This window comes from Streptomyces sp. NPDC018610 (genome assembly GCF_044391765.1).
Classification (GTDB): domain Bacteria; phylum Actinomycetota; class Actinomycetes; order Streptomycetales; family Streptomycetaceae; genus Streptomyces.
Window position 1 is genome coordinate 121,470 of sequence record NZ_JBISAL010000001.1, and the last position, 24,930, is coordinate 146,399.

Below are 24,930 nucleotides of genomic sequence, written 5' to 3' on the forward strand. Positions count from 1 at the left end.
TGGTCGTCCACCGCGACAAGGACCTCATGGCGCAGGCCGCGGCGGCCCGTCTGATCACGAAGATCGTCGACGCCCAGGCCTCGACGGGTTCGGCGAACGTGGTCCTGACGGGCGGTCGCAACGGCAACGGCGTGCTGGCCGCGCTGGCCGCCGCGCCCGCCCGCGACGCGATCGACTGGGGCCGCCTGGACCTGTGGTGGGGCGACGAGCGGTTCCTGCCGGAGGGCGACCCCGAGCGCAATGTCACGCAGGCCCGCGAGGCGCTGCTGGACTCGGTGCCGCTGGACCCGAAGCGCGTGCACGTCATGCCCGCGTCGGACGGCCCGTACGGCACGGACGTGGAGGCCGCGGCGGACGCCTACGCCGAGGAGCTGTCCCGCGCGGCCGGCCCCGGCAACCACGGGGCGGTGCCCACCTTCGACGTCCTGATGCTGGGCGTCGGCCCGGACACCCACGTCGCCTCCCTCTTCCCGGAGCACCCGGGCGTACGGGAGACCGAGCGCACGGTGATCGGCGTCCACGGCTCTCCCAAGCCGCCGCCCACCCGTATCTCCCTCACCCTGCCCGCGATCCGCTCGGCCCGCGAGGTCTGGCTCCTGGCGGCGGGCGAGGACAAGGCGAACGCGGTGGCCATGGCCCTCTCGGGAGCCGGCGAGATCCAGGCCCCCGCGGCAGGCGCCCAGGGCCGCTCCCGCACCCTCTGGCTCCTGGACACCCCGGCAGCCTCCCAACTCCCGCGAACCCTCTACCCCCCGGCCTCGGCCTGACCCACCCCCGGACCCCCGCCGGCCCGTCCGACGTCGCGAGGACGAGCCCACTCCCCTCCGGCCACCTCCTCGGCCCGTCCGGCGCTCGAGGACGAGGCGGCCGACGGCGGGGGTCCGGGGGCGCAGCACCCGGGACGGGAAGGGAAGGGGCGGCGGGGGCGGAACCCTAAGAGCCCGACGGCGCGTAGGGCGGCGGCCCGTACCGCCCCGGCCACCCCACCCGAGGCAGCCCAGCCGGATGCACGCCGAGCCGGACCCCGTACCACCGCCGCAGCCGACGCATCTCCAGCACCGCGATCCCCGTCACGGTCACCGGCGCCCCCAGCACGAAGACGAACCCCAGCCGCAGACTGAGGCCGTGCAGATCCCCCGTGACCAGATCGGGAATCGCCATCAGCCACGTCGTCACCGTGGCGAGCAGGGGCGGCAGACACCGGTGCACAGCCGCCGTGCCGAAGAAGTTCCCGGAGACCTGCACGGCACCGTGTCCCGCGAACCAGGTGAGCCACAGCGCGACGAACCCGAGCAGCAGCACGAACAGTCCGCTGCCGGCCGCCGCCCGCCACATCACCACGGTGGCCACGACCGTCCCCACGAAGGCCAGCAGCAGCTTCAGTGAGGCGAGCAGCGGCTCCTTCAGCTCGCGCACGGTCCCGCCGTCCCGCCACACGTACAGCATCGCGCCCACCGTGAGCGGAGTGATCAGCAGCAGCACGGCGGACGCCGTGAGCATGTTCTGCAGCATCTCCTCGAAGGCGAATCCGCCCTGCACGAAGGTGTAGACGCCGACCGCCGCCACCGTCCCGGCGATGACCCGCACCCGTTTGAGCCGCTCCACCACCGGATCGACCGGCGCCGGTATCCACACGGGATGGAACACCGCCCGCGCGACCTCCTTGGGCCGCAGCAGCGATCGCGCGGTCAGCGGCCCGCTGAGCCAACTCCCCCGTCCATCTGCCATTTCGCACTCCCCCGAGCCATGGCTTCCAAGATCGCCAGGAGTCTACGGGACGAGGGACGGCCCCTTCGTCCCGCTCCTTCTCCCCGTCCTGTCGCACCCCTTGCGCCCCGTCGGCCTCAACTGGCCTCAGCCACCCGCGTCCTGATGTGCCGTCATTTCATCGTGCCGGGCGGCGTCCGCTGCGTGCCGCACGCGAGCGGGTGTCAGCGCGGCGACGGACAGGACGAAGAAGGCGGCCGTGAGCAGGGCCGGGGTGTTCGGGCCCCATGCGGTGGCGACGACACCGCCGAGCAGCGCGCCGAGGGGCACCCCGGCGACGGCGAGGGTCCGGAAGGCGGCGCTGACACGACCGAGCATGCCGGCCGGGCTGCGCTCCTGCATCAGCGTGGTCGTGTTGACGTTCCACACCATGCCCATCAGCCCGAAGACCGCCATCGCGGCCACCAGCGCGGTCAGCCGGCGCACCGAGCCCATGACCAGCAGGGCGGCGATCTGCGCCGTGCCGGCCAGGAGCACGGCCCGCATCCTGCCGAGCCGGTCGACGACGCGTCGGTTGACCGCTCCGCCGGCCAGACCGCCCACCGTGTAGGCGGTCATCGCCGCCGCGTATCCGCCGGGGCCGGCGTGCAGCCAGTCGGTCACCAGGACCACCAGGGCGGCGATGAGGGCGCCCATGCCGACGTTGCACAGGGCGGTGGCGGCGCACAGCGCCCTGAGCGGCCCGTCCCGGCCGAGGGCGCGCAGGCCCTCGGCGATCTCGCGGCGCAGGGTGCTGCCCTCCGGCCGCCGCGTCCGCTCGGGCGCGGGCGCGCGCAGCGAGGCCACCAGCGCGGCGGCGGCCAGGAAGGTGAGGGCGTCGGCGGCGAAGGGCGCGGCGGCGCCCACGGCCAGCAGCAGGGGCACCGCGGGGCCGCCCAGCAGTCCGCCCGCGACGCGCTGACCGGTCATCAGCCGGGCGTTGGCGTTGCCCAGCGCCGCGGGGTCGACCAGGGAGGGCAGCAGGGCCGTGGCGGCGTTGTCGAAGAGGGTCTGGAGCGTGGTGAGCGCGAAGGCCAGCACGATCAGCAGGGCGATCGAGGCGTGTCCGAGGCCGACGGCCACCGCGAAGCAGCCGACCAGCACCGCCCGTACCGCGTCCACGACCCACATCGCCCGCCGCTGGTCCACCCGGTCGGCGACGGCGCCGCCGAGCAGCCCGAAGAGCAGCCAGGGCAGATAGCCGCAGGCCGTGACCGAGACGATGAGCAGGGGCTCGTCGGTCAGGGAGACGGCGAGCAGGGGCAGCGCGGCCGTCCGCAGCGCGTCGCCGAAACTGGACAGCACCGCGGCACTCCACAGCCGCCCGAACGCCCCGCCCCACGCGGGCCGCGCCGCGCTCTCGGCGGTCCGCGCAGCGTTGACCGTCGTCACCGTCGTCCCCCTCACGATTGGCCTATGGACGAACCGTAGAGGGCACCACTGACAATCGGTCCGCGGCGGCCGGCCTCCGGGGACGGGGAAGGTGATCCGGCGGACTGCCCGTGGGCGTCCGGCCGGACGTCAACTCCTAGATCTCGCCGCGCAGTTTGGCGAGGGCCTCGGCGAGGATCGCCTCGCCGTCCGCGTCGCTGCGCCGCTCCCGTACATACGCCAGGTGCGTCTTGTACGGCTCGGTGCGCGGCGGGTCCGGCGGGTTGTCCTGGTCCTGGCCGGCCGGGAAGCCGCAGCGCGGACAGTCCCAGGTGTCCGGGACCTGCGCGTCGCTGGCGAAGCTCGGCTGGGTCTCGTGCCCGTTGGAGCACCAGAAGGAGATGCGCAGGCGCGGCGCGGACTCGCCGCGCTCGGCCTCGCCCATCGGCCCCGCACCGACCCGGCTTCCCCGGATCGCGTTGCCACTTGCCACGGTCGTAACTCCCTGCGTGATGGTGCCGCGAAGCGAGTCGGCGTTCTACTCCGCTGCGAGCGCCTCAGTCTACGTAAGGCCCAACGCGCGTCCAGTGATTGGAGTTACCGCCCCCCGCGCACAGACGCAAGCCCCATGATAGGCCGCGCCTCGGGGCGCGTACCGACCATGGGGCCTTACGTGGGAAATGTGCGGTGTTCGCCGCGTGGCGACCGTGCAGCGGCCGTGCGGCCGCCGGTCGCCTGTCGTCCGGTCGGCGGTCCGTCAGCCGTTCGACTTCATGAGGATGCCGAGGACGATGATGCAGGCGAGCCACAGCAGACCGATCACCACGGTGATGCGGTCGAGGTTGCGCTCGGCGACCGAGGAGCCGCCGACGGACGACTGCATGCCGCCACCGAACATGTCGGAGAGGCCGCCGCCCTTCCCCTTGTGCATCAGCACCAGCAGCATCAGCAGCAGGCTGAAGACGATCAGGGCGATCGAGAACCCCAAAACCACGGCTGGACCAACTTCCTCGGATACGGATGGACGACGGGGGCCCGGCAGGTGTCACGCGGACCAGCCGCGCACCGACACGCTTGCCGCGCCCCCGCAAGGGTACGACGGATCGCCGCTACCGCATACTCACAGCTCGGCCGCCGTCCGTCGTACCGCCGCGCTCACTGCTCGCGGAACCGGACGATCTTGACGAACTCGTCGGCGTCCAGCGAGGCGCCGCCGACCAGGGCGCCGTCGATGTCGGCCTGCGCCATGATCTCGGCGACGTTGCCCGACTTCACGGAGCCGCCGTACTGGATGCGGACCCGGTCGGCCACGTCCTGCGAGTACAGCTCGGCGATCTTGCCGCGGATGGCGGCGCAGACCTCCTGGGCGTCCTCGGCGCCGCAGACCTTGCCGGTGCCGATGGCCCACACGGGCTCGTAGGCGATCACGATCGTCTCGGCCTGCTCGGCCGGGAGGTCCTTGAGGCCGCCCTCGACCTGGGCGAGGGTGTGGGCGACGTGGTTGCCCGCCTCGCGCACGTCCAGCTCCTCGCCGACGCACAGGATCGGGGTGATGCCGTGCTTGTAGGCGGCCTTGACCTTGGCGTTGACGATCTCGTCGGTCTCGTCGTGGTACTGACGGCGCTCGGAGTGGCCGATGGCCACGTAGGCGCACTTGAGCTTCGCCAGCATCGAGCCGGAGATCTCGCCGGTGTAGGCGCCGGAGTCGTGCTGCGAGATGTCCTGGGCGCCGTACTTGATCTTGAGCTTGTCGCCGTCGACCAGGGTCTGCACGGAGCGCAGGTCGGTGAAGGGCGGAAGGACGGCGACCTCGACGGCGTCGTAGTCCTTGTCGGCCAGGGCGAAGGCGAGCTTCTGGACGTGCGCGATGGCCTCGAGGTGGTTGAGGTTCATCTTCCAGTTGCCCGCCATCAGCGGCGTGCGGGTGGTCATTGAGGTTCAGTCCTCCAGTGCGGCGAGGCCGGGGAGCGTCTTGCCCTCGAGGTATTCGAGGGAGGCGCCGCCGCCGGTCGAGATGTGGCCGAATGCGTTCTCGTCGAAGCCCAGGGTGCGCACGGCCGCGGCGGAGTCGCCGCCGCCGACGACCGAGAAGCCGTCCGAGTCGACCAGGGCCTGGGCGACCGCCTTGGTGCCCTCGGCGAAGTCGGGGTGCTCGAAGACGCCCATCGGGCCGTTCCAGAACACGGTGGCGGCGTCGGCGAGCTTCGAGGCGTACAGCTCCCGGGTCTTCGGGCCGATGTCCAGGCCCTCCTGGTCGGCGGGGATCTTGTCCGCGTCGACCACGGTGTTCTCGGTGGGCGCCTTGGTCTTCAGGTCCGGGAACTCCCGGGAGACCACGACGTCGACGGGGAGCACCAGTTCCACACCCTGCTTATCGGCGCGCTCCAGGTACTCCTTGACGGCCGGGACCTGGTCCTCCTGGAGGAGCGAGATACCGACCTCGTAGCCCTTGGCCTTCAGGAAGGTGTAGGCCATGCCGCCGCCGATGAGCAGCCGGTCGGCCTTGCCGAGCAGCTGGTCGATGACGGCGAGCTTGTCGGAGACCTTGGCGCCGCCGAGGGCGACGACGTAGGGGCGCTTGACGTCCTCGGTGAGCTTCTTCAGGACGCCGACCTCGGTGGCGATGAGGTAGCCGGCGTAGTGCGGCAGGCGTGCCGGGAGGTCGTACACCGAGGCGTGCTTGCGGTGCACCGCGCCGAAGCCGTCGCCGACGTAGACGTCCGCGAGGGCGGCGAGGGCGTCGGCGAACTCGCCGCGCTCGGTGTCGTCCTTGGACGTCTCGCCGGGGTTGAAGCGCAGGTTCTCGATGACGGCGACCTGGCCGGGCTGCAGGCCGTCCACGGCGTCGTGGGCGGCGGGGCCGACGGTGTCCTGGGCGAACGCCACGGGGGCGCCCAGCAGTTCACCGAGGCGCTCGGCGGCGGGCAGCAGCGAGAAGGCGGGGTCCGGGGCGCCCTTGGGACGGCCCAGGTGCGAGGCCACGACCACCTTGGCGCCCGCCTCGGCGAGGGCCTTGACGGTGGGCAGGACGGCGCGGATGCGGCCGTCGTCGGTGATGACACCGTCGGCCAGCGGCACGTTGAGGTCGGCGCGGACGAAGACCCGCTTGCCGTTCACGCCTTCGGTGAGAAGTTCGTCGATCGTCTTCATGGATGGGACTCCTGAGGAGGGGCTCTTGATCGTACGAGGGCTGATCGATCCGCACGCGGGCCGGGGTGGCGCACCGGCACGGGAGCGGACTCGCGCGCCGGCGCCGGACCGGGGCCCGGCCCGGCGCACGTGCGTCAGGGCTCGGGCGGCGCGATGGTGCGCGGCCCGAGCCCTGATCTCACATCGAGGTGCCTGCCCTGCCGGTCAGAGCTGGTTGCCGATGAAGACCGTCAGGTCGACGAGGCGGTTGGAGTAGCCCCACTCGTTGTCGTACCAGCCGATGACCTTCACGTTCTTGCCGTCCTGGACCATGGTCAGGGACGAGTCGAAGGTGCAGGACGCCGGGGCGTTGACGATGTCGGAGGAGACGATCGGGTCCTCGGTGTACTCGAGGATGCCCTTGAGCTCGCCCTCGGCGGCCTTCTGGAAGGCGGCGTTGACCTCTTCCTTGGTGACCTCGCGGGAGAGCTCGACGACGAGGTCGGTGACCGAGCCGGTGGGAACCGGGACGCGCATCGCGATGCCGTCCAGCTTGCCCTTGAGCTGCGGCAGCACCAGGGCGGTGGCCTTGGCGGCGCCGGTGGTGGTCGGGATGATGTTCTCGGCGGCGGCGCGGGCGCGGCGCAGGTCCTTGTGCGGGAAGTCCAGGATGCGCTGGTCGTTGGTGTACGCGTGCACCGTCGTCATCAGACCGCGGACGATGCCGAAGTTCTCGTCCAGGATCTTCGCCATCGGCGCCACACAGTTGGTGGTGCAGGAGGCGTTGGAGATGACGTTGTCCGTGGCGGCGTCGTACTTCTCCTGGTTGACGCCCATCACGATGGTGACGTCTTCGTTCTTCGCCGGGGCGGAGATGATGACCTTCTTGGCGCCGCCGGCGATGTGCTTCTCGGCGTCTTCCTTCTTGGTGAAGATGCCGGTGGACTCGATCACGATGTCGACGCCCAGCTCGCCCCACGGGATGTCGGCGGGGTTGCGCTCGGAGAGGACCTTGATGGTCTTGCCGTCGACGGTGATGGTGTCCTCGGTGTGCGTGACCTCCTGCTTGAGGCGCCCGAGGATGGTGTCGTACTTCAGCAGGTGAGCGGTGGTCGCGGTGTCACCCAGGTCGTTGACAGCCACGATCTCGATGTCTGCACCCTGCTCCAGCAGCGCGCGGAAGTAGTTACGACCGATGCGGCCAAAGCCGTTGATGCCTACGCGGATCGTCACGAACCGATCTCCTCGTTGGTACGCCGGTTTCGACACCGGCGAGCTGTATTTGGGATGTCCCCGACCACCCCCGACCCTACCCCTCCAAGGCCCCCCGAGTGACATTCGGACGCCCCGTGAAAACCGGGACGCTTCGTACCCGTCAGTAGAGACGCGGGGCGCTCGCACGAGCGTCCGGATCGCTCCCATTCGCTACGGATGTCGGTGGTGGGTTGACCGCATTGGTCACTCTTTCGTGAGCGTGTCGGCTCACATGAGAAGTGCCGCGTTCACCGCCCTCGCCGGGGGCGCTCGGCGGGGCGCGACGGCGGGTGCCGGCGGCCGGGACCGAGCGGTTCGGCGCGGTCCGTGGCGACCGCTCGGCCGCCTCGCGAGGCGGCCGCCGACCGTCACGGTCCGTGCCCACGGGGCGGGTGCCCGAAGACGCCACGACCACGCCTTCCCGACCGCCCGGGAACGGCCCGGCGACGGTTCGGCACGCCTGCGCGGATGCCTGCCGTCCGACGCAGGCGCCCGCGCAGGCGTCCGTCGTCGGGACGCCGGGGGCACATCTGCCTGGGCCATGCAGGTGAGACGGAGCCGTCCGAGGAGGAGTGCGGTCCAGGGAGAAGTCCTCGACTGCCGGGGGGCCTCATCATTCGCGGACGCTCCTCGGCGGCGGTCGGGTGCGCCACGGTGGACGGGGGTCCGGAGACGATCGCGGGAACCGAGGCCGAAATCGGTCCGGGGCCGAAAGCGGTCCGATGGAAAGCGGCCCGGGGCACGAAAGAGGCCCGGGAGCGGAAGAGGCCGGGAACGGAAGAGGCCGGGAACGGAAGAGCGCGGAGCCCAAAGAGGTCCGGAGTCGAACCGGTCCGGATGCGAGAGAAGCCCCGGATCGAAAAGGGCCCGGAGCCGAAAAGGGCCCGGAGCCGAAAAGGGGCCGGACTCGAAGGGTCCCGGCGTCGAGAGTTGGGAGAAGCCCGGAATCGAGGAGCGCCCGGGATCGGAAAGTGGCGCGGAGACGAGGGGCCGGGTGTGCCCGGCCCGACGCGGGCGACCCGGCGATCCGGCGGTCGCCCCAGCGGACGCGGGCGATTTTGGCGAGCACCCCCAGCGGACGCCGCCCGGCGCACACAGGCGACCCAGCGAGCCCGTGACGCGTCCCGGCCCGGTCCGGACCGTCCGGCGGAACCCCAGCCCGCCCGGTGGGGCCGGGCCGCTGGGCGTGCCCCGGACCGCCCGGTGGCACCCGGACCGCCGATGGCACCCGGACCGCCGCGGTGGGGCCGGACCGCCCCGGTGGGCCCCAGACCGCCCCGGTGGGGCCGGGCCGCCCGGCGCCCGCCGAAGCGTTCGCCGGGTCGGGCCGGACGGTGTCGCCGGGTGCCTTCAGCCGGCCAGGTTGTCCGCGAGTTCCTCGGAGAGGTTCGCCTCGGTGCTCGGGATGCCCAGGTCGGAGGCGCGCTTGTCGGCCATGGCGAGCAGCCGGCGGATACGGCCGGCGACGGCGTCCTTGGTCAGCGGCGGGTCGGCGAGCGCGCCCAACTCCTCCAGGGAGGCCTGCTTGTGCTCCATGCGCAGCCGCCCGGCCGCCGCGAGGTGCTCGGGAACGTCGTCGCCGAGGATCTCCAGGGCCCGCTGGACCCGGGCGCCGGCGGCGACCGCGGCACGGGCCGAGCGGCGCAGGTTGGCGTCGTCGAAGTTGGCCAGCCGGTTGGCCGTGGCGCGCACCTCGCGGCGCATCCGCCGTTCCTCCCAGGCCAGCACCGACTCGTGCGCGCCGAGGCGGGTCAACAGGGCGCCGATGGCGTCACCGTCGCGGACGACGACCCGGTCCACTCCGCGCACCTCGCGGGCCTTAGCGGCGATGGACAGCCGGCGGGCGGCGCCGACCAGGGCGAGCGCGGCCTCGGGGCCGGGGCAGGTCACCTCCAGGGACGAGGAGCGGCCCGGCTCGGTGAGCGAGCCGTGCGCCAGGAAGGCTCCGCGCCAGGCGGCCTCGGCGTCGCAGGTGGCCCCCGAGACCACCTGCGGGGGCAGGCCGCGGATCGGGCGGCCGCGGCCGTCGACCAGGCCCGTCTGGCGGGCCAGCTGGTCGCCGCCGGCGACGACGCGCACCACGTAGCGCGAGCCGCGGCGCAGTCCGCCCGGCGCCATCACGATCAGTTCCGAGCTGTGCCCGAAGATCTCCAGGATGTCCCTCTTCAGGCGCCGGGCCGCCATCGCGGTGTCCAGTTCCGCCTCGATCACGATGCGCCCGCTGACCAGGTGGAGGCCGCCGGCGAACCGCAGAATGGCGGAGACCTCCGCCTTCCTGCAGCAGGTCCGGGTGACGGGGAGCCGGGAGATCTCGTCCTTCACCGCTGCCGTCATCGCCATGGGCCGATCCTTCCATGCATCCGAAAAATACGGTCGTACGCGGCGGCCAGCAGCTCCGGGTCGTGCCGCGGAGTTCCGTCCCTCCGGGCCACCGGCGCCAGCTCGACCGCGGCGCCGAACCGCTTGGCGGCCTCGGTGAGGACTTCGCGGTCGGGCACGGCGGCCTCGTCGGCCAGCACCACGTCCAGGGCGAGTTTAGGGGCGTGTCGTCCCAAAACCTCCAAATGACGCTGCGGGGAGAAGCCGTCGGTTTCTCCCGGCTGCGGGGCGAGGTTCAGCGAGAGTACCCGGCGGGCCTTGGTCTCGGTGAGCGCGTCCAGCAGCTCGGGGACCAGCAGGTGCGGGATCACCGAGGAGAACCAGGAGCCGGGGCCGAGCACCACCCAGTCCGCGTCCAGCACCGCCTCGACGGCCTCGGACACGGCGGGCGGGTCGTGCGGCACGAGATGCACGGACTGTACCTCGCCCGGGGTGAGCGCGACGGTCGCCTGACCGCGGACGGTGTCGACGTCGTCGGGCCGCTCCGGGTCGTGCCCCTTGACCAGGGCCTGCAGCTCCAGCGGCACGGCGGACATGGGCAGCACCCGCCCGTGCGCGCCGAGCAGCTTGCCGACCAGGTCCAGGGCCTGCACATGGTCGCCGAGCTGTTCCCACAGGGCGACGATCAGCAGGTTGCCGACCGCGTGGTCGTGCAGGTCGCCCTGGGAGGTGAAGCGGTGCTGGATGACCCGGGCCCAGGTCTGGCCCCAGTCGTCGTCACCGCACAGCGCGGCCAGCGCCTTGCGCAGGTCACCGGGCGGCAGCACGCCCAGCTCGTCGCGCAGGCGCCCGCTGGATCCGCCGTCGTCGGCCACGGTGACGACGGCGGTGAGGTCGCCGGTGATCCGGCGCAGTGCGGCGAGCGAGGCGGACAGGCCCATGCCGCCGCCGAGGGCGACCACCTTGGGCTGTGCGCCGCGGCGGCGCGGCCGGGCGCCGCGGGCCTCGACGGGGCGGGCCGCGCGCGCCTCGGCCGACTGGCGGGCCGCGCGTGACTCGGGCACCACCCTGCGCAGCCTGCTCAGCCGCGGAGAACGTCCGGTCACTCGCGCCCCATGTCCCGGTGGACGACGACGGTCTCCACACCCTCGGCCGCGAGCCGTGCGGCGAGCTTCTCCGACATGGCCACCGAGCGGTGCTTGCCGCCCGTGCAGCCGATGGCGATGGTCACGTAGCGCTTGCCCTCACGGCGGTAGCCGGCCGCGACGAGCCTCAGCAGCTCGGCGTAGCGGTCGAGGAACTCCTTGGCGCCGGGCTGGTTGAAGACGTACGCGGCGACCTCCTCGTTGACGCCGGTGTACGGGCGCAGCTCCGGGACCCAGTGCGGGTTGGGCAGGAACCGCATGTCCGCGACCAGGTCGGCGTCGACCGGGAGGCCGTACTTGAAGCCGAAGGACATCACCGTGGCCCGCAGTTCGGGCTCCTCCTCGCCGGCGAACTGGGCGTCCATCTTGGCGCGCAGTTCGTGCACGTTGAGGCTGGAGGTGTCGATGACGAGGTCGGCGTCGCCGCGCAGTTCGCGCAGGAGTTCGCGCTCGGCGGCGATGCCGTCGACGATGCGGCCCTCGCCCTGCAGGGGGTGGGGGCGGCGCACCGACTCGAAGCGGCGCACGAGCGCGTCGTCGGAGGACTCCAGGAAGACGATCCGCCGGGTGACGTGCTTGGCCTCCAGGTCCGCCAGGGACTCGCGCAGGTTGTCGAAGAAGCGCCGGCCCCGGACGTCGACGACGACCGCGATCCGGGCGACGTTGCCCTGCGAGCGGGCGCCGAGCTCCACCATGGTGGGGATCAGCGCGGGCGGCAGGTTGTCCACGACGAACCAGCCGAGGTCCTCCAGACACTTGGCCGCCGTGGACCGACCGGCTCCCGACATGCCGGAGATGATCACCAGCTCGGGGATGGCCGCGTCGGGGAAGCCGGCCGTGTCGATGCCCTGACTCACCTGTGCTCCGTACTCCTGGACCGCGGGCTGCCGCTGGTCCTCGCGTGTTTCGTCGTGCGCCTGATCTCGCCGGGCCGCGGGCCGGCCCTCGTGCTCGGTCATGTCTTCTGCCCCCGTCACTCGTCCGGGGCGCCCGTGGGCACGGGCTCCCCCGCGGCGTCCGGAGTCGTCCCGTCCGCCGTGTCCTGCACGTCTTCCATGATCTCTCCGGTCGCCGTGTTCACGGCGGGTGCGGCCGGGGCCGCCTGCGCGAGGGCGGCGGCGATCGTCTCGGCCGTCTTCAGGCCTATGCCGGGCACCTCGCGGATCTGGTCGATGGTGGCGGCCCTCAGTTTCCTCACCGATCCGAAGTGCTTGATCAGCGCCCGCTTGCGGGTCTCGCCCAGGCCGGGCACCTCGTCGAGCGGACCGGCCCGGAAGCGCTTGGCCCGCTTGGTGCGCTGGTAGGTGATGGCGAAGCGGTGGGCCTCGTCGCGGACGCGCTGGAGCAGGTAGAGCCCCTCGCTGGTGCGGGGCAGGACCACCGGGTCGTCCTCGCCGGGCAGCCACACCTCCTCCAGGCGCTTGGCCAGGCCGCAGACGGCGATGTCGTCGATGCCGAGCTCGTCCAGCGCCCGCTGGGCCGCGGCGACCTGCGGCTGTCCGCCGTCGACCACGACGAGCTGAGGCGGATACGCGAAGCGCTTGGGACGCCCGTCGTCCTCGGTGAGGGCCGTGTCGCCGAGGTCCGCGAGCGGGGAGCCGTCGGCCGTGAGGACCTCGCCGCCGGCGGGCGCGGCAGGCCCGCTCTCGGCCCACTCGCCGGTCTTCTCCTTCTCGGCCAGGTAGCGCCTGAAGCGGCGGGTGATGACCTCGTGCATGGAACGGACGTCGTCCTGGCCCTGGAAGCCCCTGATCTGGAAGCGGCGGTACTCGCCCTTGCGCTGCAGGCCGTCCTCGAAGACGACCATGGAGGCCACGACGTCGTCGCCCTGGAGGTGGGAGATGTCGTAGCACTCGATCCTGAGCGGGGCACTGTCGAGGCCGAGGGCCTCGGCGATCTCCTCCAGGGCGCGCGAACGGGTGGTCAGGTCGGAGGCGCGCTTGGTCTTGTGCAGGGCGAGCGACTGCTGGGCGTTGCGCTGCACCGTCTCCATGAGCGCCTTCTTGTCGCCACGCTGCGGGACGCGCAGCGAGACGCCCGAGCCGCGCCGGTCGGTGAGCCACTGCTGGACCGGTTCGAGGGGGTCGGGCAGGGCCGGGACGAGGACCTCCCTCGGGACGGCGTCCCCGCTCTCCTCGCCGTAGAGCTGCTGGAGGGCGTGCTCGACGAGGGCGCCGGTGGTGACCTCCTCGACCTTGTCGGTGACCCATCCGCGCTGGCCGCGCACGCGTCCGCCGCGCACGTGGAAGATCTGGACGGCGGCCTCCAGCTCGTCCTCGGCGACCGCGATGAGGTCGGCGTCGGTCGCGTCGGCGAGCACGACCGCGTTCTTCTCCATGGCCTTCTTCAGGGCGCCGATGTCGTCGCGCAGGCGGGCGGCGCGTTCGTACTCCATCTCCTCGGCCGCCTGCGTCATCCGCTCCTCCAGGCGGCGCAGGTAGGTGCCCGTGCGGCCGGCCATGAAGTCGCTGAACTCCTCGGCCAGCTCCCGGTGGTCCTCGGCGGAGATCCGGTCGACGCAGGGCGCGGAGCACTTGCCGATGTAGCCGAGCAGGCAGGGGCGGCCGGTGCGGGCGGCGTTCTTGAAGACGCCGGCCGAGCAGGTGCGCACGGGAAAGACGCGCAGCAGCAGGTCGACGGTGTCGCGGATGGCCCACGCGTGTCCGTAGGGCCCGAAGTAGCGCACGCCCTTCTTCTTGTGGCCGCGCATCACCTGGACGCGCGGGAACTCCTCGTTCATCGTCACCGCGAGGTACGGGTAGCTCTTGTCGTCGCGGTACTTGACGTTGAACCGGGGATCGTACTCCTTGATCCAGGAGTACTCCAGCTGGAGGGCCTCGACCTCCGTCGACACCACCGTCCACTCCACGGACGCGGCCGTGGTGACCATGGTGCGGGTGCGCGGGTGGAGGTTCGCCAGGTCCTGGAAGTAGTTCGCCAGGCGCTGGCGCAGGCTCTTCGCCTTTCCGACGTAGATCACCCGGCGGTGCTCGTCGCGGAACCTGTAGACCCCGGGCGAGTCCGGGATCTCTCCCGGCTTGGGGCGGTAGCTGGAGGGGTCGGCCATGTCTCACACCCTACTGGCGGGGACCGACAGCGCGGCGAGCCTGTGGACAACCCGGACGGGGGCGCGGCGGCGGCCCGTACTGGCGTGCGACTACCTGCTGTGACCAGCCCTCCCCGCTGGGTGCGCGCGTGCGGCGGCCGGCGGTCGGGGCGTTCGGCCACAGGGGTGCGGACTCGGCCAGGAGTGCGCCGCCATCGGGCCGCAGGTGTTGTCGGGACTTGGTCAACACGCTTCAATGCGGGGGAAGTCGGGGCCGGGACGGCGCACGGATGTGAAGAAGCCCTCCGCCCGTGCCGCACGCCGGCCGGTGATCCCGGCGACCCGTGCGAACGGACCGACCATCCGCCCGCACCTTTCACAGAGAGGCCCGTGCATGCCGTACGCCCCCCAGCAGGCGGACGTCGCCGCAGAGGAACTGGACTGCGCCCTGCGCGGCGGTCCCTTCCATGTGGCGCTGCGTGCCGCGATCGCCGCCCGCGGGCTGCCGCTGCAGCGTGTGCAGCACCATCTGTCGCGCTACGGGGTCAGGGTCGGGGTCACCAGTCTGAGCTACTGGCAGCAGGGCGCCCGGCGCCCGCAGCGCCCGGAGTCGCTGCGGGCGGTACGGGCGCTGGAGGAGATCCTGCGGCTGCCCGACGAGTCGCTGATCCGCCTGCTGGCCGAGACCGGGGAGCAGACGGCCGACCGGCGGCCCGGCGCACGTTCCTACCGGTCGATCGTGGAGGCGTCGGACGTACTGCGCGGGTTGCTGGCCGGGCTGGACGCCCCGCTCGACGACGGGCTGCAGACGCTGGGGCAGCACGAGCGGGTGCGGGTCGGGGCGCACCGGGAGCTGGCCGGGCGCGAGGCACAGCACATCGTGCGCGCCCACCGGGACGGCGTGGACCGCTTCGTGGCCGTGCACCACGGCGACCCGGGCTGCGCGCCGGAGCGGATGGCCGTGCACGCGCTGGAGAACTGCCGGGCCGGGCGGGTGCGGTGGCATCACGACACGGGCGTGCTCGTGGCCGAGCTGCTGTTCGACACCCGGCTGCGGGCCGGTGACACGTTCCTGTTCCGCTACGCGGTAGAGGACGGCACCGCCGGTGTGGCGCACGAGTACGTGCGGGGGTCCGGTTCGGCGGGCGGGCAGTACGCGCTGCAGGTGCGTTTCGACGCCGGGGCCCTGCCGGTGCGCTGCCACCGGTTCACCCAGCAGTCCCCGGCGGCTCCGCGCGGCGGCCGTCAGGACTTGCCGGTGAGCGAACGGCACCGTTCGGTGCACCTGGTCGAGCCGCGGGTGCGGCCGGGGATGGTGGGAATCGGCTGGGACTGGGAGTGACCGGGGCGGCCGCCGAGGGGGCGTGGACGCGGGCCGGACCGGGGCGCGCGGCCCCGGGGACGCTCAGGCGCCCGGCCCGGCGACGACCTTGCCGTCCTTCGCGTGGACGGGAAGCTCCTCCAGCGGCTGTGTGGCCGGGGACTGCACCACCTTGCCGGTGATGGCGTCGAACTCGCTGCCGTGACAGGGGCAGACGAGGGTCGTGCCCTGGAGCTTGTTGATCGCGCATCCCGCATGGGTGCAGATCGTGCTGAACGCCTTCAGGGCGCCGTCGGCGGCCCTGCTGACCACCACGTTGTGGTCCCGGTACAGCTTGGCGCCGCCCTTGGGGACGGCGCTCTCGGCGCCGAGGTCGACGGGCGCCGTCGGGGCCGCGGGGCCCGAGCCGCCGCCCGGCCCGCAGGCGGCGAGGCCGAGCCCGGCGACGGGCGTCAGGGCCGCTCCTCGGATGATCGTACGGCGGCTCGCGGAGGGACGGCCGGTCATGAGGCGCTCCACTGGTCGGGCGGGCTGTGCACGCCGACGATACCCACCCCGGTGACCGCGCCCGGGGGCCGGGGTCGCGGCCCGGGGCTCGCCCTGCCGGGCCGGACCGCCGTACGGTGCGTGTGCCCCGCTGCCGCGTCCAGCGCGCGTCCGCGGGGGTTCCGCGCAGCCGAGAGAGGAAGAGCCGCTCGTGATCGTCGTCGCCGGTGAGGCCCTGATCGACCTGGTCCCGCAGGATGCGGGCGCCCTCGCCGGCCTCCAGCCGGCGCTCGGCGGCGGCCCCTACAACACGGCCGTCGCGCTCGGCCGCCTCGGTTCCCCCACGGCGTTCTGCTCCCGCCTCTCCCACGACGCCTTCGGCCAGGCCCTGCTCGACGGGCTGCGGCACGCCTCCGTGGACGTCTCGGGCGTGCAGCGCGGCGCCGAGCCGACCACGCTGGCCGTCGCGACGGTCGGAGCGGACGGCTCCGCCGCCTACTCGTTCTACGTCGACGGCACCGCCGACCGTCTGTTCGAGATGCCCGCGGGACTGCCGCCGGGCGTCCGTGCGGTGTCCTTCGGCACCTGTTCGCTGGTGCTGGAGCCGGGGGCGAGCGCCTACGAGGAGCTGATGCGCACCGCCGCCGCCCAGGGTGTGTTCACCGCGCTGGACCCGAACATCAGGGCCGGGCTGATCCCGGACGCGGACGCCTACCGGGCGCGTTTTCGCGGCTGGCTGCCGTCGGTGTCGCTGCTGAAGCTCTCCGAGGAGGACGCGCGGTGGCTGGGCGGGACTCCGCGCGAGTGGCTGGCCGCCGGGCCCTCGGCCGTCGTGGTCACTCACGGGGGCGATGGGCTGACCGCGTACACCGGGGACGGCGCGGAGTACTTTGTTCCGGGCGAGAAGGTCGACGTCGTCGACACGATCGGCGCCGGCGACACGGTCAACGCGGCCCTGCTGCACGGTCTGGCCGTCCACGACGCGCTCAGCGCCCGGGGGATCGCGGGACTGGGCGCCGCGCAGTGGACCCGGCTGCTGCGGTTCGCGGCCCGCGCGGCCGCGATCACGTGCTCCCGTGCGGGCGCCGAGCCGCCGTACGCGGCGGAGGTGGGCGAGCCGTAGTCGCGCCGCCCGGCCGTGGCCCCGGAACGAGCGGCGCCCCACGGGAGTTCCCGCGGGGCGCCGGTTTCGCTCGGTGAGGCCCGGGTCGCTGGTGATGCCCAGGTCCTCGTAAGGCGGGCCCTCAGGCCTTGCGGGTCCGCGTGGTCTTCTTCGCGGGCGCGGCCTTCTTGCCCGCCGTGCCGTCGGCCGTCCTGACCGTGGCGGTCCTGCGGGTGGTCGCTGCCGCCGCCACCGCCTTCTTCGCCGCGGCCTTGCGCGGGGCCTTCACCGCCTTGACCGGTTCCGCGTCGCTGATGCGGTCGGCGCCGAGGATCTCGCGCAAGAACTTGCCGGTGTGGCTGGCCGGGACCGCGGCCACCTGCTCGGGCGTGCCCTCGGCGACGACCAGACCGCCGCCGGCGCCACCCTCCGGGCCCATGTCGACGACCCAGTCGGCGGTCTTGATCACATCGAGGTTGTGCTCGATGACGATGACCGTGTTGCCCTTGTCGACCAGGCCGGACAGGACCTTCAGCAGCTTGCTGATGTCCTCGAAGTGCAGACCGGTGGTCGGCTCGTCCAGCACGTAGACCGTGCGTCCGGTGGAGCGGCGCTGCAGCTCGCTGGCGAGCTTGACGCGCTGCGCCTCACCGCCGGAGAGCGTGGTCGCGGACTGGCCGAGGCGGACGTAGCCGAGGCCGACGTCCTTGAGGGTCTTCATGTGCCGGGCGATCGACGGAACCGCCTCGAAGAACTCGGTGGCCTCCTCGATCGGCATGTTCAGCACGTCGGCGATGGACTTGCCCTTGTAGTGGACCTCCAGGGTCTCCCGGTTGTACCGGGCGCCGTGGCAGACCTCGCACGGGACGTAGACGTCCGGGAGGAAGTTCATCTCGATCTTGATGGTGCCGTCGCCCGCGCAGTTCTCGCAGCGGCCGCCCTTGACGTTGAAGGAGAAGCGACCGGGCAGGTAGCCGCGGACCTTCGCCTCGGTGGTCTCGGCGAACAGCTTGCGGATGTGGTCGAAGACGCCGGTGTACGTCGCCGGGTTGGACCGCGGCGTGCGGCCGATGGGCGACTGGTCGACGTGGACGACCTTGTCGACGAGGTCGTCGCCGTCCACGCGCGTGTGCCGGCCGGGCACGTTGCGCGCGCCGTTCAGCTCACGGGCCAGGTGGGTGTACAGGATGTCGTTGACCAGGGTCGACTTGCCGGAGCCGGACACGCCGGTGACGGCCGTGAAGACGCCCAGCGGGAAGGAGACGTCGATGTCCTGGAGGTTGTTCTCCCGGGCGCCGCGCACCGTGATCCGCCGGGACGGGTCCAGCGGACGCCGGACGTCCGGCAGCGGGATCGACTTCTTGCCCGCGAGGTACAGGCCGGTCTGCGACTCGGCGTTGGCGAGCAGCTCCTTCAGGGAGCCGCTGTGCACGACCTTGCCGCCGTGCTCGCCCGCGCCGGGGCCGATGTCGACGATCCAGTCGGCGACCTTGATGGTGTCCTCGTCGTGCTCGACGACGATGAGCGTGTTGCCCATGTCGCGCAGCCGGACCAGGGTCTCGATCAGCCGGTGGTTGTCGCGCTGGTGCAGGCCGATGGACGGCTCGTCCAGCACGTACAGGACGCCGACGAGGCCGGAGCCGATCTGGGTGGCCAGGCGGATGCGCTGGGCCTCGCCGCCGGAGAGGGTGCCGGCCGCGCGGTTCAGCGACAGGTAGTCCAGGCCGACGTCGACCAGGAAGCGCAGTCGCTCGTTGACTTCCTTGAGCACGCGCTCGGCGATCTTCTTGTCGCGGGCGGTGAGCTTGAGCTCGCCCAGGAAGTCCGCGCAGTCGCTGATCGACATCGCGGAGATCTCGGCGATGGACTTGCCCATCAGCGTGACGGCGAGGACGACGGGCTTGAGGCGGGTGCCCTCACAGGTGGGGCAGGGCACCTCGCGCATGTAGCCCTCGAAGCGCTCGCGGCTTGAGTCGCTCTCGGCCTCGCTGTGCCGGCGCTTGACGAAGGGGACCGCGCCCTCAAAGGGCGTGGTGTACACCCGCTCGCGTCCGTACCGGTTGCGGTAGCGGACCTCGATCTGGGTCTTGTGGCCGTACAGCAGGGCCTTCCTGGCGCGCTGGGGCAGACCCGCGAAGGGGATGTCGGTCCGGAAGCCGAGCGCGTCGGCGAGGGCGCCGATCAGCCGGCCGAAGTAGTCCTTGGTGTGCCCGTGCGACCAGGGGTGGATGGCGCCCTCGTCGAGGGACTTGTCCTCGTCGGGGACGATCAGCTCAGGGTCGACCTCCATGCGCGTGCCGATGCCGGTGCACTCGGGACAGGCGCCGAAAGGCGAGTTGAAGGAGAAGGAGCGGGGCTCCATCTCCTCGAAGGACAGGTCGTCGTACGGGCAGTACAGGTGCTCGGAGAACATGCGCTCGCGCTCGGGGTCGTCCTCGGGGAGGTCGACGAAGTCGAGCACGACCATGCCGCCGGACAGCCCGAGGGCGGTCTCCACGGAGTCGGTGAGGCGGCGCTTGGCGGAGTCCTTCACCGTGAGGCGGTCGACGACCACCTCGATGGTGTGCTTCTCCTGCTTCTTCAGCGTGGGCGGGCTGGACAGCTGGACGGTCTCGCCGTCCACGCGCGCGCGGGAGTAACCCTTGGTCTGGAGGTCGGCGAACAGGTCGACGAACTCGCCCTTGCGCTCGCGCACCAGCGGCGAGAGCACCTGGAAGCGGCTGCCCTCGGGCAGCTCCAGGACCCGGTCGACGATGGCCTGCGGCGACTGGCGGGAGATCGGCCGGCCGCACTCGGGACAGTGCGGCTTGCCGATGCGGGCGAACAGCAGCCGCAGGTAGTCGTAGACCTCGGTGATGGTGCCGACCGTGGAGCGCGGGTTGCGCGAGGTCGACTTCTGGTCGATGGAGACCGCCGGGGACAGACCCTCGATGAAGTCGACGTCCGGCTTGTCCATCTGTCCGAGGAACTGCCGGGCGTAGGAGGAGAGCGACTCCACGTAGCGCCGCTGGCCCTCGGCGAAGATCGTGTCGAAGGCCAGGGAGGACTTGCCCGACCCGGACAGGCCCGTGAAGACGATGAGCGAGTCACGAGGCAGGTCGAGCGAGACGTTCTTCAGGTTGTGCTCGCGCGCGCCACGGACGATGAGACGGTCGGCCACGCCGGTCCGCACCTTTCTTGAGAGAAGTGACAGGGGCGGGGCCCCCGTGCTTCTTCAGACTAGGGGGAGCCACTGACAACGCCGGGCGGATTTCCCGGATGCGCCCGAGTACTCAACAATCCCCGGCTCTCCAGCATGCCCGACGCCGCACCCGACCATATAGCACGTGCATTCGATTTATGGCCGTTGTTCGTCGCCTTCACCCGAAGGTGTGGCACGGCTAGGGTCGGCGCCATGATTGATCACGCGCGCGACCTGGAGTCTGTACATCTCGCCACCGAACGGCTGCTGAGCGCAGTCGGCACACTGGACGACGCGGCTGTGACCGACCAGTCACGTCTGCCCGGCTGGAGCCGTGGCCATGTCCTCGCCCACCTCGCCCGCAACGCCGACGCGCTGGTGAACGTCCTTGAGGGCCGTCCCATGTACGCCTCCGCGGCGGCCCGTGACGCGGACATCGAACGCGACGCCGCCCGCACCCTGGACGCCCAGCTCGCCGACCTGCGGGCCAGCGCGGACCGGTTCCGGGAGGCCGGGGCCGCGCCGGCGGACTGGTCGCGCACCGTGGAGCTGCGCAACGGCGTCACCGACTCCGCCTCCAGGGTGCCCTTCCGGCGCTGGGTGGAGGTCGAGCTGCACCACGTGGACCTCGGGATCGGTCACGAGCTGGAGGACCTTCCGGCGGAGTTCGCCGAACGGGAGATCGACTTCCTCGCCGAGCGCTTCGGCGGGCACCAGGACGTGCCCTCGACGCGGCTGGGGACCGAGAACGGCCGGATCTGGACCACCGGGGGCGGCGCCGAGGGCGGTCCCGTCCTGGTCGAGGGGACGACCGCCGACCTGCTCGGCTGGCTCGCCGGCCGCCGCGACGGATCCGGACTCGTGGTGAAGGGCGGCCCGCTGCCGTCGCTGCCCCCGCTGTAGCCCGCGAACGACCCCTGGGCCGCCCTCCGGCGATAGGCTGATCACCATGACGTACAGCGGAGAGGTGCGGGTCGGCGGCCCGGCGGACGTGCACGAGCTGAAGGACCTGATGATCACCAAGGTCGCGGTCGGTCCGATGGACAACAACGCCTATCTGCTGCGCTGCCGGGCCACGGACGAGCAGCTGCTGATCGACGCGGCCAACGACGCGCACGCCCTGCTCGGCACGATCGGCGACGACGGCATCGCCTCGGTCGTCACGACCCACCGGCACGCCGACCACTGGCAGGCGCTGGCCGAGATCGTGGCGGCCACCGGCGCGCGTACGTACGCGGGCCGGGACGACGCCGCAGGCATCCCGGTGCCGACCGACGTCCTCGTCGGGGACGGGGACACGATCCGGGTGGGGCAGGTGGAACTCACCGCCCGCCACCTGGTCGGCCACACCCCCGGCTCGATCGCGCTCGTCTACGACGACCCGCACGGGCATCCGCACGTGTTCACCGGCGACTGCCTCTTCCCCGGGGGCGTCGGCAACACGTCCAAGGACCCGCAGGCGTTCGCGAGCCTGATCCGCGACGTCGAGACGAAGATCTTCGACGCCCTGCCGGACGAGACCTGGGTCTACCCCGGCCACGGCGACGACACCACGCTGGGCGCGGAGCGCCCGCATCTGCCGGAGTGGCACGCGCGCGGGTGGTGAGGTGCGCGCGGACCTCGGGTCGGTCCGCACACCCCGTGCGAAGCCTTCGCACGCACTTCCCGCCCGCGCCCGCTCCCCGCTCGGCCTTCCCGGCGCTGAACTGAGGGCGTCCCGCGCGGGTCGACGGACCCGCCCGGGACGAGCCCCGGGCCGCCGGCCTCGCCCCGGTGCCGGCCCCGCCCCGGCGCCGGCCCCGCCCCGGCGCCGGCACGCTCCGGACGAGGGGCCCTAGGCGTCCGCCTGTGCCGCTCCGGTCAGCGCCGCCACCCGTTCCACGGCGAAGGCGTACCCCTGCACCCCGCAGCCCGCGATGACGCCGTCGGCGCGCAGGGACACGTAGGAGTGGTGCCGGAACGCCTCGCGCCGGTGGACGTTGGAGATGTGGACCTCCACCACGGGCAGGCCGTCGCACGCGTTGAGCGCGTCCAGGATCGCCACGGAGGTGTGGGAGTAGGCGGCGGGGTTGATCACGATGCCGCAGTGGTGCAGCCGCGCCTCGTGGATCCAGTCGACCAGCTCGCCTTCGTGGTTGGACTGCCGGAAGTCCACCGTGCCGCCGTGCGCCGCCGCCGCCTTGGCGCACAGGGCCTCGATGTCCGAGAGCGTTTCGGAACCGTAGATCTCCGGCTGCCGCTGACCGAGCAGGTTCAGGTTGGGGCCGTTGAGAATCATGATCGGGGCGCTGGCCAAGGTGCGGGGCACGGTTCCTCCATGTCCGTTCGGGAGTACGGCGGCCCGCCGGGGCCGCTGCTCGCACCCGGTCTATCACGGCGCTCGGAGGAGGCCGCACGGTGTGGGGCGGCCCGGGCTAGGGATTGATCGCCAGCTCCAGATAGGCGGCGAAGATCACCAGGTGGACGCCGCCCTGGAGCGGTGTGGCCCGGCCCGGGACCACGGTCAGCGAGCCGACCACCACCGTGAGCAGGAGCAACAGCATGTGGGTGGAGCCGAGGCCGAGGACCAGGGGGCCGGGAAGCCACACGGAGGCCAGTGCGACGGCCGGGATGGTGAGGCCGATGCTGGCCATGGCGGAACCGAGGGCGAGGTTGAGGCTGGTCTGCATCCGGTCGCGCCGTGCGGAGCGCAGCGCCGCGATGGTCTCCGGCAGCAGCACCAGCAGGGCGATGATCACACCGACCACGGCGTGGTGCAGTCCGGCCGCCGCGACTCCCGACTCGATGGTCGGCGACACACCCTTGGCCAGGCCGACCACGCCGACCAGGGCGAGGCCGAGCAGTCCCAGACTGCCCCACGCCGCGCGCGCCGAGGGCCGCTGCGCGTGGTGGTCGGAGGTGATCACCTCGCCCTGCCGGGTGATCGGCAGGAAGTAGTCGCGGTGCCGCACGGTCAGGGTGGTCACGAACAGGCCGTAGAGGATCAGTGAGGACAATGCCGCGAAGGTGAGCTGGACGCCGGAGAACTGCGGGCCCGGCTTGCTGGTGGTGAACGTCGGCAGGACCAGGCTCAGGGTCGCCAGCGTCGCCACGGTGCCGAGAGCGGCGATGGTGCCCTCGGCATTGAAGACGGCCGTCCCGTGCCGGATCGAGGCGACCAGCAGACACAGTCCGACCACACCGTTGCAGGTGATCATCACCGCGGCGAAGACCGTGTCCCTGGCCAGCGTGGCGCTCTTGTCGCCGCCGTCGACCATCAGGGTCACGATGAGGGCGACCTCGATGACGGTGACGGCGATGGCGAGGACCAGGGAACCGAAGGGCTCGCCGACCCGGTGGGCCACCACTTCGGCGTGGTGCACGGCGGCCAGTACGGCGCCGGCGAGCACCAGGGTCACCAGCACGACGACCGTGACCGGCACGTGGCGTCCCCAGGTGAGGCCCAGCAGGACGACCGCGAGCACCGGCACGACGGTCGTCCATGCCCCGCTGAGCGCCCTGAGCCGCGTGATCATGCTGCGATCGTCCCAGAGGCCCGACGGCTTCGCATTCCGGCCGCCGGCCGGCGACGAGGCCTCCTCCCGACGGTCAGGCATCGACGCTGCCCCTCGTAGCGTCCTCGCCCCGGCGTTCCTCCACCTCCTCCGTCGCGGCCCCCTCCGCGGCGGGCTTCCTCCCGGTCGCCATCAGGCTGGTGGCCGTGGTGACGGCCAGGACCGCGCAGATCACGCCGAGGGACACGGCGGTGCTGATCTCGGGGACGTGGACGCCGGTCTCGTGCAGCGCGTGCAGCACCAGCTTGACGCCGATGAAGCCGAGGATGACCGACAGGCCGTACGAAAGGTGGACCAGCTTCTTCAGCAGGCCGCCGATCAGGAAGTACAGCTGCCGCAGGCCCATCAGCGCGAAGGCGTTGGCGGTGAAGACGATGTACGGGTCCTGGGTCAGGCCGAAGATCGCGGGTATGGAGTCCAGGGCGAACAGCACGTCGGTGGTGCCGATCGCGAGCATGACGACCAGCATCGGGGTCATCACCCGCCTGCCGTTCTCCCGGATCCACAGCTTGGTGCCGTGGTACCGGTCGGCCACGCCGAAGCGGCGCTCGGCGGCCCGCAGCAGCTTGTTCTCCTCGAACTCCTCGCCCTCCCCGTCGCCCGCGCGGGCCTCCTGGATCAGCTTCCAGGCGGTCCATATGAGGAAGGCGCCGAAGAGGTAGAACACCCACGAGAAGTTCGCGAGGACGGCGGCCCCCGCCGCGATGAACACGGCCCGCAGCACCAGGGCTATGAGGACGCCGACCAGCAGCACCCGCTGCTGGTAGTGCGACGGCACGGCGAACTTCGCCATGATCAGGACGAAGACGAAGAGGTTGTCGACGCTCAGCGACTTCTCGGTGACGAAGCCCGCGAAGAACTCCCCGGCCGGCTGCCCGCCGCCGAAGACCAGCAGACCGAGCCCGAAGAGGCCGGCCAGGGTGATCCAGACGACGGTCCAGATCCCGGCTTCCTTCACGGAAACGTCGTGGGGCTTGCGGCCGATGAAGAAGTCGACCGCGATCAGGGCGGCCAGGCCGACGATGGTCAGGACCCACAGGGTCGTCGAGACTTCCATTGCTCCTCCGGCAGGTGCGTACGTCTTGGCAGATGTGTCAGCGGCGTCGCTGCCGGAGGTCTCTTCCACCCGGGGGTACGGGCCGGCGCCCCGGGATCCGGTCGATCGGATCCGTATTGACGGGTGCGCCGCGGTAGACGGGAGTACTCCCCTCCGTACGGAAAACAGTACCCCAATCACCAAGGAATGGTAAAGGAGAAGGCAAAGAAAAAACCAAAC

21 protein-coding genes are annotated in these 24,930 nt (G+C 71.9%); 5 read left to right on the forward strand and 16 right to left on the reverse strand.

Features of this window, described 5'->3' with window-relative positions; genetic code table 11:
* Positions 1-26: 26 nt before the first annotated feature.
* Positions 27-767: a 6-phosphogluconolactonase gene (pgl, locus tag ACH5A8_RS00570; RefSeq protein WP_398998186.1), complete on the forward strand. Its 741-nt coding sequence runs from the start codon at positions 27-29 to the stop codon at positions 765-767.
* A 166-nt stretch (positions 768-933) separates the two neighbouring features.
* Here pgl and ACH5A8_RS00575 read toward each other — a convergent pair whose 3' ends face one another.
* From ACH5A8_RS00575 to uvrC, 11 genes are all read right to left on the reverse strand, one after another.
* A complete protein-coding gene (locus ACH5A8_RS00575) occupies positions 934-1,728 on the reverse strand; it encodes a hypothetical protein (protein WP_398996455.1) in 795 nt (264 codons plus the stop codon).
* A 126-nt stretch (positions 1,729-1,854) separates the two neighbouring features.
* Complete coding sequence (locus ACH5A8_RS00580) at positions 1,855-3,138, reverse strand: MFS transporter (protein WP_398996456.1); 1,284 nt, start codon at positions 3,136-3,138, stop codon at positions 1,855-1,857.
* Between the two features lie 136 nt (positions 3,139-3,274).
* Positions 3,275-3,610 carry an RNA polymerase-binding protein RbpA gene (locus ACH5A8_RS00585; protein WP_006349936.1) on the reverse strand — a complete coding sequence of 112 codons (336 nt, stop codon included), beginning with the start codon at positions 3,608-3,610 and terminating at the stop codon, positions 3,275-3,277.
* Between the two features lie 264 nt (positions 3,611-3,874).
* Positions 3,875-4,105 (reverse strand): preprotein translocase subunit SecG, encoded by a 231-nt coding sequence (gene secG, locus ACH5A8_RS00590; RefSeq protein ID WP_019984040.1) that lies wholly within the window; start codon positions 4,103-4,105, stop codon positions 3,875-3,877.
* 167 nt (positions 4,106-4,272) lie between these two features.
* Positions 4,273-5,049, reverse strand: coding sequence for a triose-phosphate isomerase (gene tpiA / locus ACH5A8_RS00595; protein WP_398996458.1), 777 nt, complete (start codon positions 5,047-5,049; stop codon positions 4,273-4,275).
* A 6-nt stretch (positions 5,050-5,055) separates the two neighbouring features.
* Positions 5,056-6,267 (reverse strand): phosphoglycerate kinase, encoded by a 1,212-nt coding sequence (locus ACH5A8_RS00600; RefSeq protein ID WP_398996460.1) that lies wholly within the window; start codon positions 6,265-6,267, stop codon positions 5,056-5,058.
* A gap of 204 nt (positions 6,268-6,471) precedes the next feature.
* Entirely contained in the window at positions 6,472-7,479 is a 1,008-nt protein-coding gene (gap, locus tag ACH5A8_RS00605) for a type I glyceraldehyde-3-phosphate dehydrogenase (protein WP_398996462.1), read from the reverse strand.
* A gap of 1,371 nt (positions 7,480-8,850) precedes the next feature.
* On the reverse strand, positions 8,851-9,840 hold the full coding sequence (gene whiA, locus ACH5A8_RS00610) for a DNA-binding protein WhiA (protein ID WP_176148508.1): 990 nt from the start codon (positions 9,838-9,840) through the stop codon (positions 8,851-8,853).
* A complete protein-coding gene (gene yvcK, locus ACH5A8_RS00615; RefSeq protein ID WP_398996464.1) occupies positions 9,831-10,925 on the reverse strand; it encodes a uridine diphosphate-N-acetylglucosamine-binding protein YvcK in 1,095 nt (364 codons plus the stop codon). The genes whiA and yvcK overlap by 10 nt, the downstream gene beginning before the upstream one ends.
* The gene (gene rapZ, locus ACH5A8_RS00620) at positions 10,922-11,923 is read right to left on the reverse strand and encodes an RNase adapter RapZ (RefSeq protein WP_398996465.1); all 1,002 of its coding nucleotides are present in this window, start codon (positions 11,921-11,923) and stop codon (positions 10,922-10,924) included. The genes yvcK and rapZ overlap by 4 nt, the downstream gene beginning before the upstream one ends.
* Positions 11,924-11,937: 14 nt before the next feature.
* Positions 11,938-14,031, reverse strand: coding sequence for an excinuclease ABC subunit UvrC (gene uvrC / locus ACH5A8_RS00625; protein WP_398996467.1), 2,094 nt, complete (start codon positions 14,029-14,031; stop codon positions 11,938-11,940).
* Between the two features lie 373 nt (positions 14,032-14,404).
* Between uvrC and ACH5A8_RS00630 the strand changes: the two genes are divergently transcribed.
* Complete coding sequence (locus ACH5A8_RS00630; RefSeq protein WP_398996469.1) at positions 14,405-15,352, forward strand: hypothetical protein; 948 nt, start codon at positions 14,405-14,407, stop codon at positions 15,350-15,352.
* Between the two features lie 63 nt (positions 15,353-15,415).
* Here ACH5A8_RS00630 and ACH5A8_RS00635 read toward each other — a convergent pair whose 3' ends face one another.
* Entirely contained in the window at positions 15,416-15,838 is a 423-nt protein-coding gene (locus ACH5A8_RS00635) for a Rieske (2Fe-2S) protein (protein WP_398996471.1), read from the reverse strand.
* 190 nt (positions 15,839-16,028) lie between these two features.
* Between ACH5A8_RS00635 and ACH5A8_RS00640 the strand changes: the two genes are divergently transcribed.
* Entirely contained in the window at positions 16,029-16,940 is a 912-nt protein-coding gene (locus tag ACH5A8_RS00640; RefSeq protein ID WP_398996473.1) for a carbohydrate kinase, read from the forward strand.
* Positions 16,941-17,061: 121 nt separating this feature from the next.
* Here the strand turns inward: ACH5A8_RS00640 and uvrA are convergent, their stop codons facing one another.
* Positions 17,062-20,079 (reverse strand): excinuclease ABC subunit UvrA, encoded by a 3,018-nt coding sequence (gene uvrA / locus ACH5A8_RS00645; protein WP_398996474.1) that lies wholly within the window; start codon positions 20,077-20,079, stop codon positions 17,062-17,064.
* Between the two features lie 234 nt (positions 20,080-20,313).
* Here uvrA and ACH5A8_RS00650 point away from each other — a divergent pair, with 234 nt between their 5' ends.
* Both ACH5A8_RS00650 and ACH5A8_RS00655 read left to right on the forward strand, forming a co-directional pair.
* Positions 20,314-21,003, forward strand: a complete 690-nt coding sequence (locus ACH5A8_RS00650) for a maleylpyruvate isomerase family mycothiol-dependent enzyme (RefSeq protein WP_398996476.1) — start codon at positions 20,314-20,316, stop codon at positions 21,001-21,003.
* A gap of 46 nt (positions 21,004-21,049) precedes the next feature.
* Positions 21,050-21,706 carry an MBL fold metallo-hydrolase gene (locus ACH5A8_RS00655; protein WP_398996478.1) on the forward strand — a complete coding sequence of 219 codons (657 nt, stop codon included), beginning with the start codon at positions 21,050-21,052 and terminating at the stop codon, positions 21,704-21,706.
* Positions 21,707-21,934: 228 nt separating this feature from the next.
* On the opposite strand, the gene aroQ is transcribed toward ACH5A8_RS00655, so the two are convergent.
* The 3 genes from aroQ to ACH5A8_RS00670 form a co-directional block, all read right to left on the reverse strand.
* On the reverse strand, positions 21,935-22,408 hold the full coding sequence (gene aroQ / locus ACH5A8_RS00660) for a type II 3-dehydroquinate dehydratase (protein ID WP_398996480.1): 474 nt from the start codon (positions 22,406-22,408) through the stop codon (positions 21,935-21,937).
* A 106-nt stretch (positions 22,409-22,514) separates the two neighbouring features.
* Entirely contained in the window at positions 22,515-23,615 is a 1,101-nt protein-coding gene (locus ACH5A8_RS00665) for a calcium:proton antiporter (protein ID WP_398996482.1), read from the reverse strand.
* A gap of 73 nt (positions 23,616-23,688) precedes the next feature.
* Positions 23,689-24,711 carry a TerC family protein gene (locus tag ACH5A8_RS00670; RefSeq protein ID WP_398996483.1) on the reverse strand — a complete coding sequence of 341 codons (1,023 nt, stop codon included), beginning with the start codon at positions 24,709-24,711 and terminating at the stop codon, positions 23,689-23,691.
* Between the last annotated feature and the right edge of the window lie 219 nt (positions 24,712-24,930).

What these genes read in the sequence shown, in the direction of transcription:
- pgl (WP_398998186.1), top strand. Translation starts at nt 27, where the DNA reads ATGGCGCAGGCCGCGGCGGCCCGTCTGATCACGAAGATCGTCGACGCC.
- ACH5A8_RS00575 (WP_398996455.1), bottom strand. Translation starts at nt 1,728, where the DNA reads ATGGCAGATGGACGGGGGAGTTGGCTCAGCGGGCCGCTGACCGCGCGA.
- tpiA (WP_398996458.1), bottom strand. Translation starts at nt 5,049, where the DNA reads ATGACCACCCGCACGCCGCTGATGGCGGGCAACTGGAAGATGAACCTC.
- ACH5A8_RS00600 (WP_398996460.1), bottom strand. Translation starts at nt 6,267, where the DNA reads ATGAAGACGATCGACGAACTTCTCACCGAAGGCGTGAACGGCAAGCGG.
- whiA (WP_176148508.1), bottom strand. Translation starts at nt 9,840, where the DNA reads ATGGCGATGACGGCAGCGGTGAAGGACGAGATCTCCCGGCTCCCCGTC.
- rapZ (WP_398996465.1), bottom strand. Translation starts at nt 11,923, where the DNA reads ATGACCGAGCACGAGGGCCGGCCCGCGGCCCGGCGAGATCAGGCGCAC.
- uvrC (WP_398996467.1), bottom strand. Translation starts at nt 14,031, where the DNA reads ATGGCCGACCCCTCCAGCTACCGCCCCAAGCCGGGAGAGATCCCGGAC.
- ACH5A8_RS00630 (WP_398996469.1), top strand. Translation starts at nt 14,405, where the DNA reads ATGCCGTACGCCCCCCAGCAGGCGGACGTCGCCGCAGAGGAACTGGAC.
- ACH5A8_RS00635 (WP_398996471.1), bottom strand. Translation starts at nt 15,838, where the DNA reads ATGACCGGCCGTCCCTCCGCGAGCCGCCGTACGATCATCCGAGGAGCG.
- ACH5A8_RS00650 (WP_398996476.1), top strand. Translation starts at nt 20,314, where the DNA reads ATGATTGATCACGCGCGCGACCTGGAGTCTGTACATCTCGCCACCGAA.
- ACH5A8_RS00655 (WP_398996478.1), top strand. Translation starts at nt 21,050, where the DNA reads ATGACGTACAGCGGAGAGGTGCGGGTCGGCGGCCCGGCGGACGTGCAC.
- ACH5A8_RS00665 (WP_398996482.1), bottom strand. Translation starts at nt 23,615, where the DNA reads ATGATCACGCGGCTCAGGGCGCTCAGCGGGGCATGGACGACCGTCGTG.
- ACH5A8_RS00670 (WP_398996483.1), bottom strand. Translation starts at nt 24,711, where the DNA reads ATGGAAGTCTCGACGACCCTGTGGGTCCTGACCATCGTCGGCCTGGCC.